The 14,923-nt window shown below is 64.5% G+C and carries 15 protein-coding genes; 6 read left to right on the top strand and 9 right to left on the bottom strand.

The annotated features are described in order from the left end of the window. The first annotated feature begins 38 nt into the window (after positions 1–38). Positions 39–1,130 (top strand): FUSC family protein, encoded by a 1,092-nt coding sequence (locus PXJ20_RS17965; protein WP_421030564.1) that lies wholly within the window; start codon positions 39–41, stop codon positions 1,128–1,130. A 108-nt stretch (positions 1,131–1,238) separates the two neighbouring features. Here the strand turns inward: PXJ20_RS17965 and tal are convergent, their stop codons facing one another. From tal to PXJ20_RS17950, 3 genes are all read right to left on the bottom strand, one after another. Further along, entirely contained in the window at positions 1,239–2,192 is a 954-nt protein-coding gene (tal, locus tag PXJ20_RS17960) for a transaldolase (protein ID WP_017774323.1), read from the bottom strand. A 219-nt stretch (positions 2,193–2,411) separates the two neighbouring features. Beyond that, complete coding sequence (locus PXJ20_RS17955) at positions 2,412–3,587, bottom strand: vWA domain-containing protein (RefSeq protein ID WP_413213400.1); 1,176 nt, start codon at positions 3,585–3,587, stop codon at positions 2,412–2,414. 63 nt (positions 3,588–3,650) lie between these two features. Further along, the gene (locus PXJ20_RS17950) at positions 3,651–4,493 is read right to left on the bottom strand and encodes an AAA family ATPase (protein ID WP_017774325.1); all 843 of its coding nucleotides are present in this window, start codon (positions 4,491–4,493) and stop codon (positions 3,651–3,653) included. A 369-nt stretch (positions 4,494–4,862) separates the two neighbouring features. Between PXJ20_RS17950 and PXJ20_RS17945 the strand changes: the two genes are divergently transcribed. Together PXJ20_RS17945 and PXJ20_RS17940 are read left to right on the top strand one after the other, a co-directional pair. Then, positions 4,863–5,228 (top strand): c-type cytochrome, encoded by a 366-nt coding sequence (locus tag PXJ20_RS17945; protein ID WP_017774326.1) that lies wholly within the window; start codon positions 4,863–4,865, stop codon positions 5,226–5,228. 46 nt (positions 5,229–5,274) lie between these two features. Next, the gene (locus PXJ20_RS17940) at positions 5,275–5,661 is read left to right on the top strand and encodes a c-type cytochrome (RefSeq protein ID WP_421030565.1); all 387 of its coding nucleotides are present in this window, start codon (positions 5,275–5,277) and stop codon (positions 5,659–5,661) included. Between the two features lie 151 nt (positions 5,662–5,812). On the opposite strand, the gene PXJ20_RS17935 is transcribed toward PXJ20_RS17940, so the two are convergent. The 3 genes from PXJ20_RS17935 to rsxB all read right to left on the bottom strand — a co-directional run bounded on the left by PXJ20_RS17935 (position 5,813) and on the right by rsxB (position 7,965). Continuing rightward, entirely contained in the window at positions 5,813–6,247 is a 435-nt protein-coding gene (locus PXJ20_RS17935) for a DUF1841 family protein (RefSeq protein WP_421030566.1), read from the bottom strand. A gap of 126 nt (positions 6,248–6,373) precedes the next feature. Beyond that, on the bottom strand, positions 6,374–7,018 hold the full coding sequence (gene nth, locus PXJ20_RS17930; RefSeq protein ID WP_421030567.1) for an endonuclease III: 645 nt from the start codon (positions 7,016–7,018) through the stop codon (positions 6,374–6,376). A gap of 50 nt (positions 7,019–7,068) precedes the next feature. Further along, positions 7,069–7,965, bottom strand: a complete 897-nt coding sequence (gene rsxB, locus PXJ20_RS17925; protein ID WP_413213402.1) for an electron transport complex subunit RsxB — start codon at positions 7,963–7,965, stop codon at positions 7,069–7,071. 297 nt (positions 7,966–8,262) lie between these two features. Between rsxB and PXJ20_RS17920 the strand changes: the two genes are divergently transcribed. Continuing rightward, positions 8,263–8,895: a TetR/AcrR family transcriptional regulator gene (locus tag PXJ20_RS17920; RefSeq protein ID WP_017774331.1), complete on the top strand. Its 633-nt coding sequence runs from the start codon at positions 8,263–8,265 to the stop codon at positions 8,893–8,895. Between the two features lie 92 nt (positions 8,896–8,987). Here the strand turns inward: PXJ20_RS17920 and PXJ20_RS17915 are convergent, their stop codons facing one another. Both PXJ20_RS17915 and PXJ20_RS17910 read right to left on the bottom strand, forming a co-directional pair. Further along, complete coding sequence (locus PXJ20_RS17915; protein WP_421030568.1) at positions 8,988–10,265, bottom strand: polyhydroxyalkanoate depolymerase; 1,278 nt, start codon at positions 10,263–10,265, stop codon at positions 8,988–8,990. 224 nt (positions 10,266–10,489) lie between these two features. Next, positions 10,490–12,370, bottom strand: a complete 1,881-nt coding sequence (locus tag PXJ20_RS17910) for a glycoside hydrolase family 15 protein (protein WP_421030569.1) — start codon at positions 12,368–12,370, stop codon at positions 10,490–10,492. Positions 12,371–12,713: 343 nt separating this feature from the next. On the opposite strand from PXJ20_RS17910, the gene PXJ20_RS17905 reads away from it, so the two are divergent. Next, positions 12,714–12,953 carry a hypothetical protein gene (locus tag PXJ20_RS17905; protein WP_017774334.1) on the top strand — a complete coding sequence of 80 codons (240 nt, stop codon included), beginning with the start codon at positions 12,714–12,716 and terminating at the stop codon, positions 12,951–12,953. 160 nt (positions 12,954–13,113) lie between these two features. Here PXJ20_RS17905 and PXJ20_RS17900 read toward each other — a convergent pair whose 3' ends face one another. Next, positions 13,114–13,266: a DUF3096 domain-containing protein gene (locus PXJ20_RS17900; RefSeq protein WP_017774335.1), complete on the bottom strand. Its 153-nt coding sequence runs from the start codon at positions 13,264–13,266 to the stop codon at positions 13,114–13,116. A gap of 301 nt (positions 13,267–13,567) precedes the next feature. On the opposite strand from PXJ20_RS17900, the gene PXJ20_RS17895 reads away from it, so the two are divergent. After that, positions 13,568–14,839 (top strand): lactonase family protein, encoded by a 1,272-nt coding sequence (locus PXJ20_RS17895; protein ID WP_421030570.1) that lies wholly within the window; start codon positions 13,568–13,570, stop codon positions 14,837–14,839. Positions 14,840–14,923: the final 84 nt, after the last annotated feature.

Below are 14,923 nucleotides of genomic sequence, written 5' to 3'. Positions count from 1 at the left end.
CCCCCACTGCCTTGCGATGCCGCTCCCCGCGCTCGCATATGGCGCGCGCCTGGCGCGCGGTGACGTCGCCGTATTACCGCTATCGCAATGCGGCCGTGATTCACAGCGTGCGCGTGGGACTGGCGATGCTCGTCTCCATTCTCGCGACGACAGGCATCAACGTGCCGCACGGCATCTGGGCCTCGGTCACGCTACTCGTGGTGATCGGCGGGCTGCAACACCAGGGCAATATCCGCAAGAAGGCGGCGGAGCGCGCCATCGGCACGCTGCTTGGCGCGGTGATCGGTCTCGTGGTGATCCTGCAGGCGAACGCCATCGGCTCGCCTGCGCTCACCTATGCGCTGATGTCGATCGTGGCCGGCGTGTGCGGCTATTACGCGATCGGCAAGCCCGCCTATGTCGCGCTGCTCACGGCCATCACGATGTGCATCGTGGCGGGCCACGGCGACAACCTCATCTCGGTTGGCCTCTGGCGCACGCTCAACGTGCTGGTGGGCATCGTGATCGCGCTCGCGTTCTCGTTTGCGCTGCCGCTCTACGCGACGTACTCGTGGCGCTATCGATTTGCAGACAATCTGCGCGAGTCCGCGCGCGTCTACGCGAAGATCATGAGCGGCGAGGCGCTCGACGCCGAAGCCCAGGTGCAGATCTTCCTGCGCCTCGGCAAGCGGCTCGTGCAGTTGCGCTCGTTGATGCCCTCCGTGACGAAGGAGACCGGCGTGCCGATGAGCACGCTGGAAGAGATCCAGCGGTTGCATCGCTCGCTCTTGAGCGCGCTGGAGATGCTTTCCACCGCGGCGCTCGGGCAGACCGAGTCTGCTGCGCGCGCGGCCTTTGCAGGCGCGGCGAACGTCGATGCGCCGGAGGTCAGAGCGGCTTTGCTCTCGATGGCGAGAGCCTTGCGGTTTGCGGGGGCGAAAGGGCTGCGAATGGCGAACACGCCGGCGCTCGGGCTGCCGGAACGCGAGGGCAACGCGGCGGAGGCCGGATCGTTAGCCGGTACTTCACTCGATCTGTTGGGCCCGTGCTGGCTCGGACGACGCATTGCCGGACAGGTCGATTGCCTGCGGGCCTTGCTGGTGGAAACGGAGCCGCAATGGAATATCGAGCGGCACGCTGCGGCTTCGTGACCTTCAGCGGCGCTGGGGCTGACGAAGCAGCTTTCCCGAATCACACGGATCACGGCGCCGCGAAGGGCACCGTGATCCGCTTACCGACACGCGTGAGCGCGACTGAGATCAGCGCAGCGCTTCGATCAGCTTCTCGAGCTTGATCGCGTCGGCCGCGAAGGCGCGAATGCCTTCGGCCAGCTTTTCCGTGGCCATCGCGTCATCGTTGACGAGGAAGCGGAACGACGGCTCGTCTACCGGCACGCGGTCGATCTGCTCGCCCTTCGCGCTTTCAGGCGACAGCTTGCGCTGCACCGGTTCCGTGCTGTCGTGCAACTTCTGCAGCAGGTCGGGGCTGATGGTGAGCAGGTCGCAGCCGGCCAGCTCGACGATCTGGCTCGTGGTGCGAAAGCTCGCGCCCATCACCTCGGTCGTGTAGCCGAACTTCTTGTAGTAGGCGTAGATGCGGCGCACGGACTGCACGCCCGGGTCGTTGGCACCGCCGTCCTTTGCTTCGTCCCAGTTGCTGCCGGCGGCTTTCTTGTACCAGTCGTAGATGCGGCCCACGAACGGCGAGATCAGCTGCGCGCCCGCTTCGGCGCAGGCTGCGGCCTGGGCGAGCGAGAACAGCAGCGTCATGTTGCACTTGATGCCGTCCTTCTGCAGCACTTCGGCGGCGCGAATGCCTTCCCACGTGGACGCGAGCTTGATGAGCACGCGCTCGCGGCCAATGCCGGCCGCTTCGTAGAGCTTGATGATTTCGTGGGCCTTGTCGATGGACGCCTTCGTGTCGAACGAAAGGCGCGCGTCGACTTCGGTCGAGACGCGGCCCGGAATGATCTTGAGAATTTCAGTGCCGAAGGCGATCAGCAGGTGGTCGATGATCGCGCCGACCGGCTTCGACGCGTGGTCGCGCACGGTTTTTTCGAGCAGCGGCTTGTAGTCGTCCTTCTGGACAGCCTTGAGAATCAGCGACGGATTGGTGGTTGCATCCTGCGGCTTGTACTGGGCGAGCTGCTGGAAGTCGCCGGTGTCCGCGACGACGGTCGTGTACTGTTTCAGCTGGTCGAGTGAGGTAGTCATGTCGAGCCTTGAAAAGCGCGTAAGCGCCGGGGTCCAGAGGAGTTGAAAGGACGGCCGCCTTAGGTGGTGCGTTGGGCTGCGTGTTGTTTTACCGGCGTTTTACCGGCGTGTTACCGGGGTTTTGCCGGGTCGGCCAGTATGGCTTGAGGCGCCGCTTTACGCTGCTATTTTATGGCGAATCGGATGATGCTGTTTTGACACCGCAGCCGCCGTGCCGCGTCACTTCGAGAGCACGCGCATGGCGGCTTCGAGTCCGGCGAGCGTGAGCGGATACATGCGCTGACCGAGTACTTCGCGAATCACGGAGATCGACTGCCGGTACGGCCACAGGCCTTCGGGCTCCGGGTTCAGCCATGCGAAACGCGGGAAGTGGTCGGCAAGCCGGCGCAGCCAGACCGCGCCCGCTTCGGCGTTGTTGTACTCCACCGACCCGCCCGGCTGCAGCACTTCGTAGGGGCCCATCGTCGCGTCGCCGACGAAGATCAGCTTGTAGTCCGGCGTGAAGCGGTGCAGCACGTCCCACGTCGGCGTGCGTTCGGTGTGGCGGCGCCGGTTGTTCTTCCAGAGGAAGTCGTAGACGCAGTTGTGAAAGTAGTAGAACTCGAGGTGCTTGAACTCGGTCTTCGCCGCCGAGAAAAGCTCTTCGGTGCGGCGGATGTGATCGTCCATGGAACCGCCGACGTCGAGCAGCATCAGCACCTTCACGTTGTTGTGCCGCTCGGGCACCATCTTGAGGTCGAGCCAGCCGGCGTTCGCCGCGGTGCTGCGAATCGTGTCGGGCAGGTCGAGTTCCTCGGCCGCGCCTTCGCGCGCAAAGCGCCGCAGCCGGCGCAGCGCGACCTTGATGTTGCGCGTGCCGATCTCCACCTGGTCGTCGTAGTCGCGATACGCGCGCGCCTCCCACACCTTCACCGCGGAACGCTGCCCCGCCGCATCGCCGCCGATACGCACGCCCTCGGGGTTGTAGCCGCCATGGCCGAACGGCGACGTGCCGCCCGTGCCGATCCATTTGCTGCCGCCTTCGTGGCGTTCCTTCTGCTCGTCGAAGAGTTGCTTCAGGCGTTCCATCAGCTTGTCGAGCCCGCCCATCGCTTCGATCTGCGCCTTCTCCTCGGCGGTGAATTCGCGATCGAGCTTCTTCTTGAGCCAGTCATCGGGTATCTCGAAGGCGAGCGCGGACTTCGCCTCGGCGCCGTGGAAGTACGCGCCGAACGCCGCGTCGAAGCGGTCGTAGTACTGCTCGTCCTTCACGAGGATCATGCGCGCGAGGTAATAGAACTCGTCGAGCGAAGGCGCGATGACGTTCGCCTTGAGCGCCTCGATGAGCGTCAGGTACTCCTTCACCGAAACGGGCAGCTTCGCTTCGCGCAGCGAGTAGAAGAAATCGATCAGCATGCCGGAACTCCGTTCGTGGCCCACCCGTGGCCAATTCGTGGCCGCTGTGTCGCGGCACAACCCTTAGCGGTTGTTGCGGTTCATGAAGATGAGCCGCTCGAAGAGACCCACGTCCTGCTCGTTCTTTAGCAACGCGCCCGCGAGCGGCGGCACGATCTGGCGGTTGTCGGGCGAGCGCAGCGCTTCGGGCGGAATGTCTTCGGCGAGCAGCAGCTTGAGCCAGTCGAGCAGTTCGGACGTCGAGGGCTTCTTCTTCAGCCCGGCCACGTTGCGCAATTCGAAGAAGCTTTCGAGCGCCGCGCGCAGCAGCGTCTTCTTGATGCCGGGGTAGTGCACCTCGACGATCTGTTCCATGGTGGCCGGATCGGGGAAGCGGATGTAGTGAAAGAAGCAGCGACGCAGGAACGCGTCGGGCAATTCCTTCTCGTTGTTCGATGTGATGATGACGAGCGGCCGATGCACGGCGCGCACGAGTTCGCGCGTCTCGTACACGTAGAACTCCATGCGGTCGAGCTCACGCAGCAGATCGTTCGGAAACTCGATGTCGGCCTTGTCGATCTCGTCGATGAGCAGCACCGTGGGTCGATCGGCTTCGAACGCCTGCCACAGCACGCCCTTCACGATGTAGTTGCGGATGTCCTTGACGCGCTCGTCGCCCAGCTGCGAGTCGCGCAGACGCGAGACCGCGTCGTATTCGTAGAGGCCTTGCTGCGCTTTCGTCGTGGACTTGATGTGCCACTGCAGGAGCGGCATGTTCAGCGCCGCGGCCACTTCCTCGGCGAGCATCGTCTTGCCGGTGCCCGGCTCGCCCTTGATGAGCAGCGGCCGCTTGAGCGTCACGGCCGCGTTGACCGCGAGCTTGAGATCGTCGGTGGCGACGTAGTGAGAAGAGCCTTCGAAGCGCATGGCGGCTACCTGGGCGAAAAAAATTCAGTATAAGTCAGATGCCCTGTTGCCTTGGGCGGGGCTCCGATATCGTTCAGCTCGCGTTCAAAGGCGCGTTCGCCTGCGCATTCGCGCGAGTATCGGGTGACGATTCGCGGACCGCTTGCGCGTGCGCCGGCGGGTCCTGGGACTATCGCCGGCGAGCTTCGGGACAACCCGCAGGACCCGTGCCCGGCGGGCCGCCGCCCTTGTTGGCCGTGTGGACGTGCGGCACGGCGTCGCGGTACAATCGGGTCGATTTTTTTGGCCTGCGTCCGGCCTTCGAAGAAATAACGGCGCGGGCCGTGGCCTTTTCGGGCGTCCGTTTCCCCTCAAGCCAGGTTACATGCTATGAACAAATTCGTCGGCAAACACGTCGTGATCGCAGCCATGTCTGTGCTCGCGGGCTTCGCCGCCAACGCGAACGCGGACGTCGTCGGCAACGCGAAGGCGGGCCAGGGCAAGGTCGCGATGTGCATTGGTTGCCACGGCATTCCGGACTACCGCACCGCGTACCCCGAGGTCTACCGGGTTCCCATGCTCGGCGGCCAGAACCAGAAATATCTCGAGAACGCGTTGCACGGCTACAAGAAGGGCGATCGCCACTTCGACACGATGCACGCCATTACGGCTTCGCTGTCGGATCAGGACATCGCGGACATCGCGGCTTACTACGCGGCCCAGTCGTCCACGTCGAAGAACAATCCCGAGAAGTGACCGGCGCGGTCACCCGGCACTCTAATTTCACGGGACAGGAGAATTCATGAACAAGCCCCACACGGCTCTTCATACCCTTCAAGCGATGCTCAAGGCGGCTTGCGCCGCGCTCGCACTGGCCGGTTTCGCTGCCGGCGCCCACGCGGCGGACGCCGCGAACGGCAAGGTGCTCGCTGATAGCCACAACTGCGCGGCCTGCCACGGCGCGGGTCTCAACAAGCCGGTGAGCCCGGAGTATCCGAAGCTCGCGGGCCAGCACGCCGACTACGTCTACTGGGCACTGCGCCAGTATCAGATGGGCAACGGCAACCCGCATCTGGGCCGCAACAATCCGATCATGCAGGCGCAGGTGCAAAGCCTTTCGCAGGGCGACATGAAGGACATTGCGGCCTACGTCGAGTCGCTCTCCGGCGACCTCGTGCAGAAGAAGTAAGCTGCGCGAAGCCCGGTCACCGGGCAGCCGGCGAATACGATGGCAGAACGACACCCCGCTTTCCGGCGGGGTGTCGTTTTTTTATGTGCGCGTGGCGGGGCGAGGGCGCCCAGGCACGGCGTCCTTAGTGCCCTTAGTCCCCTTACTCCCCTTAGTCCCTTGTGGCCCGGCGCTCGATACGGGCGAGATACGCATCGGTGTCCGGCGGCGTGTTGGTGCGCTGGGCTTCCCAGAGCGTCTCGCCGAGGCATTCCATGATCGCGTGATGGGCGTCGTGGCTCGTGCCGAGCCTTGCCGCTAGGCGCTCGTGCGCGGCGCGAATACCGGGCGGTTGGTCGATGGAAAGCTGCTCGCTGATGGCGAGGTGCATCGAAAGATGCAGGAACGGGTTCGTCTCGCCGCGCTCGGGCGAGTAATGCTCGGCACTCGCGCTGTCTACGTCGGCGAGCGCGGCATGGTACTCCGGGTGCTCGACGATCCAGTCGGCGGCGATGGCTTCGAGTGGCGTCAGGATTTCCCCGGCGCGCTGTTTGCGCCAGGTTTCGGTGAAAAAGCGGCGGACTTCGTCACGGCTGGGATTGAACATCGTAGGCGACCGGATGGGGAATGCGTTGCGGGATTGAGGCGGTTGGGGCGGGTTGGCAGGGGAGGGCGACAATTTGTCGCAGGTCTTCTGCCAAGGATGCCGAAAGCGCCGCGGCTCACATCTGCGTCACATCTGCGGCGGCGGGGTCTTCTGCTTGAACTCGCATAGCGGTTCGATCACGCAGTGCCAGCATTCCGGCCGCCGCGCCTTGCAGACATATCGCCCGTGAAGAATCAGCCAATGATGCGCGTCCTGGCGGAACGGCTCGGGTGTGAACTTCTCGAGTGCGGCCTCCACGGCTCGCACGTCCTTGCCGGGAGCGAGCCCCGTTCGATTCGCAACCCGAAAGATATGCGTATCCACCGCGATCGTGGGATGACCGAACGCGGTGTTGAGCACCACGTTGGCCGTCTTGCGGCCCACGCCCGGCAGGCTCTCCAGCGCTTCGCGATCGGCAGGCACTTCGCCGTCGTAGCGCTCGATCAGGATGCGGCTCGCTGCCACGACGTTCTTCGCCTTGGTGCGGTACAGCCCGATCGTTTTGATGTATTCGGCCACGCCCGCTTCGCCCAGCTCGACGATCTGCTGCGGCGTGTTCGCGACGGGGAACATCTTGCGCATGGCCTTGTTGACCGATACGTCCGTGGCCTGCGCCGACAGCATCACGGCGATCAGCAGCTCGAATGGCGTGGTGTATTCGAGTTCGGTGGTCGGATGCGGATTGAGGCTTTGCAACGTCTCGAAGATGGCGCGGCGTTTGTTCGCGTTCATGCGGTCGGTAAGTGCGGAGGTAGAGGCTGGGATGAGCGCTGGCTGGCGGGTCAGTCGGTATCGGGCTGCGAGGGCGCGTCGCCTTGCTCGCCGGAGGCGATGCGAAGACGCCGCCGGCGCGCTTCGGCTTCGTCGATCTGCGCCTGTACGTCGGCGGTGACATGGTCGGTGTTGCGCGGACCCAGTCCTTTCGCGACCAGCTCTTCCTTCTTCTTGCGGGCGCGGTCCAGCGCGGCCTGGATGATGGCGCGCTTCTTCGCTTCGGCATCGCTGGCGGGCGCGGCAGGCGCTGCGCTGGGCACTTCGCTCTGCACAGGCGCCGTGGTTGCCGCGCTGCGCGCGGGCTGCGGTGCGGCGTGCAGTCCCGCACGCTTTGCCACCGCGCGCGCTTCCGCGGCTTCGCGCTCGCGCTCCATGCGCGCAAGGCGTTGGTCATGGCGTTCGCGGGCGGCGTCGGCCTGCTCCTGCGACCACGCGGCCCAGCCCGTTGCGCCGTCCGTCACGGGCACCATCGCGATGCAATCGACCGGGCAGGGCGCCACACACAGATCGCAGCCCGTGCACAGCGGCGCGACGACCGTATGCATCTGTTTCGGTGCCCCGACGATTGCATCGACAGGGCATGCCTGCATGCACAGCGTGCAGCCGATACACAGGTTTTCGTCGATCACGGCGAGCGGCCGCGGCCGTTCGGCACCGTTGACGGGATTGAGCGGGATGACCGGCTTGCCGAGCAGGCCGGCAAGGCGCGCCACGCCTTCGGCGCCGCCGGGCGGGCACTGGTTGTAGTTCGCGGTGCCGGCGGCGACGGCTTCGGCGTAGGGCCGGCAGCCGTTGTAGCCGCACTTCGTGCATTGCGTCTGGGGAAGCAGATCTTCGATGCGATCTGCGAGTGTCTTCGAATCGGTCACGGTCACGACATGAGGAGCTGGCCGAAACGGTCGCAAAACGGCTGCAAATCAGGCTGCCGAACGGTCCTTATGCGCCGTGCTACGCGGCCTGTCAGGGGGTGGAACAGGGCCGGACAGCCCTTGCCGCTGCGCGCTTGCCAAATGCGGCATTATCGCCGATTTCCCCGATTGCCATTGGCGACCCATGTGCCATAATCAAAACGCTTTACAGGAAAGACCCCAGGAACGGCGGGGCGCGCCAGCCAAGGCGCTCCAGTTCACCGCTGCCGATGCATGGCGAGGAGACGTTCGGCAGCGGCCCGGATAACGCGGCTCACGCAGCATCTTGAGACCATGAACCAGCCAAAAATCAAAAGAGATCCTGAAGGCACGCGTCGCCGTATCCTGCTGGCGGCCGCGGAGGAGTTCGCAAACGGAGGGCTCTTCGGCGCGCGCGTCGATCAGATTGCGAGGCGCGCAGAGACGAACGAGCGCATGCTCTATTACTACTTCGGCAGCAAGGAACAGCTTTTCACGGCAGTACTCGAGTACGCGTTCAGCGCACTCAACGAGGCCGAGCGCTCGCTCGATCTGAACGGCGTGGCGCCGGTGGAAGCAATGACGCGCCTTGCGCATTTTGTGTGGGACTACTACCGGGATCATCCCGATCTGCTGCGGCTCGTGAACAACGAAAACCTGCACGAGGCCCGCTACATGCAGAAGTCGTCGCGTATTCGCGAGATGATTTCGCCAATCGTTGCCACCGTCGGCAGCATTCTCGAGCGCGGGCAGAAGGCCGGGCTTTTCCGCAGCAACGTCGATCCGCTGCGCTTTTACGTGACGCTCTCCGGCATGGGCTATTACATCGTGTCCAACCGGTTCACGCTGACCGCTACGTTGGGTCGCGATTTCAGCACGCCGACCGAGCGCTCCGAACTCGTGCAGATGAATACGGAGATGCTGCTCGCGTATCTGATGAGGCGCTGACGCGTCTCGCGCGGTGACTCATGCAGTAAGCCCTGCGCGCAGCCGACGTGTGAACCGGCTGCGCGAGCAAGCGTTGTTGCGGCTGGGGGAACTCAGGCTTCGGCGTGTTCTGTCTCGACACGGGGCGCCTTTGCGTGTTCTTGGATGAAGTCGCGCAGTTGCGGATAGATGATGGTGCGCCAGCGCCGACCCGAGAAAATGCCGTAATGCCCGCACTTTTCCGCGGTGAAATGACGCCGGTGTGCCTCGGGAATGCCACTGCACAGGTCTTGCGCGGCACGCGTCTGGCCGTCGCCGGAGATGTCGTCCAGCTCGCCTTCGATCGTGAAGAGCGCCGTGTGCTTGATGTCTTGCGGACGCACACGCTCGCCGGCCACATCCCACGTGCCTTCGGCAAGACGGAACTCCTGAAAGACGATGCGGATGGTGTCGAGGTAATACTCGGCGGCCATGTCCAGCACTGCGTTGTATTCGTCGTAGAAGTTGCGGTGCGCTTCGGCATCCTCTTCATCGCCGCGCAGGAGGCTCTGATAGAAGTCCCAGTGCGAGGCGGCATGCCGCTCAGGATTCATCGCGACGAAGCCCGCGTGCTGCAGGAAGCCCGGATACACCTGGCGTCCCACGCCCGGATAATTGGGCGGCACCGTATGAATCACGTTGTTCTCGAACCAGTTGTACGAGTGCTGCGTGGCGAGCGAGTTGACCGAGGTCGGGCTGCGGCGCGCGTCGATCGGGCCGCCCATCATCGTCATGGTGCGCGGCGTGTCCTCGCCGCGGCTCGCCATCAGCGAGATGGCCGCGAGCACGGGCACCGTGGGCTGGCAGACCGAAATCACGTTGAGATTCTTCGCGCCGATGTGGCGGATGAACTCCTGGACGTAGGCGATGTAATCGTCGAGATGGAAGGGGCCGTCTTCCACCGGCACCATGCGGGCGTCGATCCAGTCGGTGATGTAGACCTTGTGGTCTTGCAGCAGCGTGCGCACGGTGTCGCGCAGCAGCGTGGAATGGTGGCCGGAGAGCGGCGCGCACACCAGAACAACGGGTTCGTCCTTGAGCTGGGAAACCGCTTCGCTGTCATCGGCGTAGCGCTTGAAGCGCAGCAGCCGGCAGAACGGCTTTTCGATGATGGTCTGCTCGACGATCGGAATGTTGTGGCCGTCTTTGACGATCTGGTGAATGTCGAACTGGGGCTTCTCGTAATCCTTGCCGAGCCGGTACAGCAGTTCGTACCCGGCCGACAGGCGCGACGCCCCCGGCACGTAGGCGAACGGGCTGGCCGGATTCGCAAACGATTTCGACGCGGCCTGAGCCCAGGCGCTCAGCGGGCTCAGCAAGGCCCGCTGGAATTCATGAAACTGATAGAGCATGTGGGCGCTCCGGGCGTTGGGGCGGTTCGCACGGGGCCGCGGGGCTGGCGCGGTCCTGGAGGCGGGCCTTCCGGGTTGCTTTAAGGTTGCGTGTGACTTGCTTCTGGCTGGTAAACGGTCAGTGTAATTATCGGCCAGGGGCGTCGATCGATGATATCCGACGGGCACCCATTGTGCAACGCAACAACAGTCGGACAATATAGGGGTAATCCTTCATCGTGCGGTCACTGCGACGTGCTGGCGTCGCTGAACGCGCTGTCGCTGGCCTGGCCGCTTTGCTTGCCGTTGTGCGCCGGCTGGCCTGTCGCGGTGGCCATTTCCTGCTCGTGGCGCATCAGGTTCAAGCCGGTGTGAACGAGCGCGACATGCGAGAACGCCTGCGGGAAATTCCCTACCAGCCGGCCGGCCTCCGGATCGTATTCCTCGGCGAGCAGGCCGACGTCGTTGGCAAGCCCGATCAGGCGCTCGTACATGTCGTGGGCCTCCTGAACCCGGCCCTGCAGCGCGAGGTTATCGACCATCCAGAAGCTGCAGGCGAGGAACGTGCCTTCGCCGGGCGGCAGGCCGTCGTCGACGTCGGTGGTGCGGTAGCGCATCACGAAGCCGTCGCGCATCAGATGCTTTTCTATCGCAGCGACCGTGCCCGCCACGCGAGGGTCTTTCGGCGGCAGAAAGCCGAGGAGCGGCAGCAGCAGGGCGCTCGCGTCGAGATCGTCGCCGCCATAGACCTGGGTGAACGCGTTGATGCGCGGGTTCCAGCCGTGCTCGCAGACCGACGCGTGAATTTTCGCGCGCATGGCATGCCAGTGTTCGAGCGGCGCCGGCAGCCCGAACGATTCGGCCGATTTGATCGCCCGGTCGTACGCGACCCACGCCATGACCTTCGAGAACGTGAAGTGCTGCCGTCCGCCGCGCGTTTCCCAGATGCCCTCATCCGGCTGTTCCCAGATGGTTTCCAGGTGTTCGAGCATCGTGCACTGGATGGACCACGCGGTCTCATCGGCCTGCAGCCCGCCCACGCGCGCGAGATGCAGGGCGTTCATCACTTCCCCGTAGACGTCGAGCTGCAACTGGCCGACCGCGTTGTTGCCGACGCGCACGGGCTTTGCACCTTCGTAGCCGGGCAGCCATTCGATTTCCGACTCCGGCAGCCGGCGCTCGCCCGCAATGCCGTACATGATCTGCAACTGCTGCGGCGAGCCCGCCATCACGCGGCCCAGCCAGCTACGCCATGCGCGCGCCTCGTCGTAGTAGCCGCCACGCATGAGGGCGAGCAGCGTGATGGTAGCGTCGCGCAGCCAGCAGTAGCGGTAGTCCCAGTTGCGGGTACCACCCAGTTGCTCGGGCAGCGACGTGGTGGGCGCCGCGACGACGCCGCCCGTGGGTTCGTACGCCAGTGCCTTGAGCGTGAGCATCGAGCGGCGGATGGGCGCGGCCCAGCGACCTGTCACCGTGCTGCGCGACGACCACTCGGCCCAGAAGTTTTCCGTGCGGGCGAGCGCCGAGTGCGGATCGCGTGGCGGCGGAAGACGCAGATGCGACTGTGCGTACGCGAGGGAGAACGGCACGCGTTCTCCCTCGGACACCGTGAAGTCCGCCACGGTGTGCATGTTCTCGCCGCGGAGTTCCACGGGCGTGCGCAGCACCACGGTATCGGGGCCGACAATTGCCTTGATGCCGCTTTCGTAGACCAGCCGGCTGACCCACGGCACCGAGAAGCCGTAGTCGAAGCGCAGCGCAAGCCGCATGTGCATGGGCACCCTGCCGCGCCGACCTACCACGATGCGCACGAGTTCGGACCAGCCGTTGCCGGGCGGCATGAAGTCGATCAGCGTGACGGCGCCTTCGGGCGTCTCGAAGTCGGTTTCGAGAATCAACGTTTCGCTGCCTGCCTTGCCCCGATAGCGGCGTGTGATCTTCACGTCACCTTCCACCGCGGGCGCGATCTGCCAGTGGCCATGATCCTGCGTGCCGAGCAGCGCGGCGAAGCACGCGGCGGAATCGAAGCGGGGCCAGCAGAGCCAGTCGACGGAACCGGAGCGCGAGACCAGTGCGGCGGTATGGCCGTCGCCGATGAGTGCGTAGTCTTCAATGAGTGCGGGCATGGTCGGCAGGTAAGAAATGCGCTCGATGTACGCGCGATGCAGCGAGGTACGACTGATGTTACCGGGAGACCGGCTGCGGGCAGCCGCGGCCGGTCTCAATGAGGCGTGACTCGTCATTTACCCGGTATCTGGACATTTGGCGCTAGCGTTTGACATTTTCACTGCTTACAATCCCTCAGCGGGCGACAGCGAGAGGGTCGAGAAACGACACCAATATGTCCGCCGCTGTCTCTGTTGTGTCACCTCTTCATCGCAGCGCGCCGCGCACTCGTTGCAGTACCTGTGCCGGTCCCTTTCGCCTCGTCGCTTTGAGCCCCACGCGACGTTTTCGAGGATAGAAGCCATGCTGTCGAAATCCGATTGCATCACGATTCTTTCCGCTGCAAGCGAACTTGCCGACGACTCCCTGCTGTCACTGGACCCGAGCCGCCTGGGGCTGACCCGCAACGGGATGGAAACGGCTGCGGCGTTCCTGATCGAGCGAGGCTGCTTCAAACGTTACCGCGACGGCGACGGCCATTATGCCGTGGGCGGTTTGTCGCTGCAGGGCAAGCTGCGCCTCGACCAGCTTGCGAACGGCTGACGGATCGGTGGGCTGAGTTGCTGACTGCGCCTGACGCGCGCGGACACGACTAACACGGCTCATTGTCAGTCCGCAGCCGGCTACGAAACAATCATCCGGATGGCGGATGCGAGACCGGCACGCGACGCCGTTGCCGGCGGCATGTGCCGGGCACCTGCATTCAGAGATGCGACGACCCCATGCCGAAGATCCCGATGAGTCCGATGATGATGAGGTAGAGCGCCACGATGTAGTTCAGGAGGCGCGGCATGATGAGGATGAGAATGCCCGCGATCAGCGAAACGATGGGGCCCAGGCTCAGCGTGACATTCATGCAGACTCCCTCCCGGCGATAAGTTGGCGGACAGCGTCTGGCGGCGAGCGCCGGCGTGCACGGCGCAGCGCCTGCGCAATCCGGCGTGACCTTCTATACTTCGCCCAATAACCACAACGTGTCCAAGGCGCCTCGCAAACACATCTGGCCAACCATTGCGTTAGCCGATTTGCCGATGTCTTTCCTTGCAGGCACGAGCGCACACTATATCCGCATCATTGCCGCTTGCGCTAACGGCCGCGCTGTAGACCAACCCGGCGACACCGTCAGAATCCAACAATCCGATGTCAAGGAGGTCCACATGCATCGTAGTGCCCGCGCCGCATCCGGCGTGCCCGCATCATCGAAAGCGTTCGTTGCCCAGCCGTACCGGTTCTCCCGTTCCTTTATCACGCTCATCAAGGGACTTGCCATCATGGCTTCCATTGCCACGACGCATGCACTCGCAGAAGAGTCGGCCGCCGTTCCCGCCGACGGCGTCTACGACCTGCTGATCGGCACCTATACCGGGCCAAAGAGCGAGGGGCTCTACGTCTACCGCTTCGATACGAAGACGGGCGACGCGACACGCGTTTCGGTGGCGAAGACGGTGAACCCCTCGTACCTCGTGGTGAGCCGCGACCGGCACTACGTCTATGCCGTGAACGAATTGCCCGGCGACAACGGGCCGGCCTCGCAGCGCGGCGGCATCAGCGCCTTTCGTTTCGATGCCGCGAGCGGCCAGCTGACCTTCCTGAACCGAGTCTCGTCGGAGGGCAACGACCCGTGCTATCTGAGCTTCTCGCCGGATGGGCGCTATCTGCTCACCGCGAACTACTCGGTGGCGGCGGACCCCGGCGGCAGCTTCGCCGTGTTCCCGATCCAGCCGGACGGCCAGGTGGGCAGCTCCGTGCTCACCGTGCATCATGAAGGCGGTGGTCCGGTGAAGGGTCGCCAGGACAACGCGCACGTGCACTCCACCGTGTTCTCGCCGGACGGCAAGTACCTGTTCGTTCAGGACCTCGGCGCGGACAAGATCTACGCTTACCACTACACGCCCGACGGCAGCCGCGGTCTTTTGAGCCCGACGCAGACGCGCTACATCCCCATGAAGGCAGGCAGCGGCCCGCGTCATCTGGTGTTCGACAATGACGGCCGCTACGCGTATCTGACGAGCGAACTCGCGGCCACCGTGACGGTGCTTCGCCATGAGGACGGCAAGCTCGCGCCCGTGCAGACGCTGCCGCTCGCAGCGCCCGGTTTCAAGGGCAAGCAGGGCGCGGCGGCGATCCACCTGTCGCCCGATGGACGCTTTCTCTATGCGTCCAATCGCGGCGACGCGAACGAGATCGTGATCTTCGCCGTCGATGCGGCCAACGGCCATCTGAAAGAGGTGGGGCGGCAGTCCAGCCTCGGCCAGGCGCCCCGCGAATTCACGATCGACCCGACCGGGCACTGGCTCATCGTCGGCAACCAGAACAGCGATACGGCGTACGTGTTCCGCCGCGATCCACAGACCGGCCTGCTCGGGTCCGATCCGAAGCGTATCGACGTGGGTTCGCCGGTCGACTTCAAGCTGGTGTCGCCGTCGTGAGCGGGTGGCGGCGCATGTGAGGCAATGGTGTGCGGGCGCGCGCCTCGCGCGGCGCCCGCGGAGGGAAGGCCGCCGAGGTAGGGA

The organism is Paraburkholderia sp. A1RI_3L (assembly GCF_048957895.1).
GTDB lineage: Bacteria > Pseudomonadota > Gammaproteobacteria > Burkholderiales > Burkholderiaceae > Paraburkholderia > Paraburkholderia kururiensis.
The sequence above is the reverse complement of the archived record's forward strand: the minus strand, read 5'-3'. Positions and strand labels throughout refer to the sequence as shown.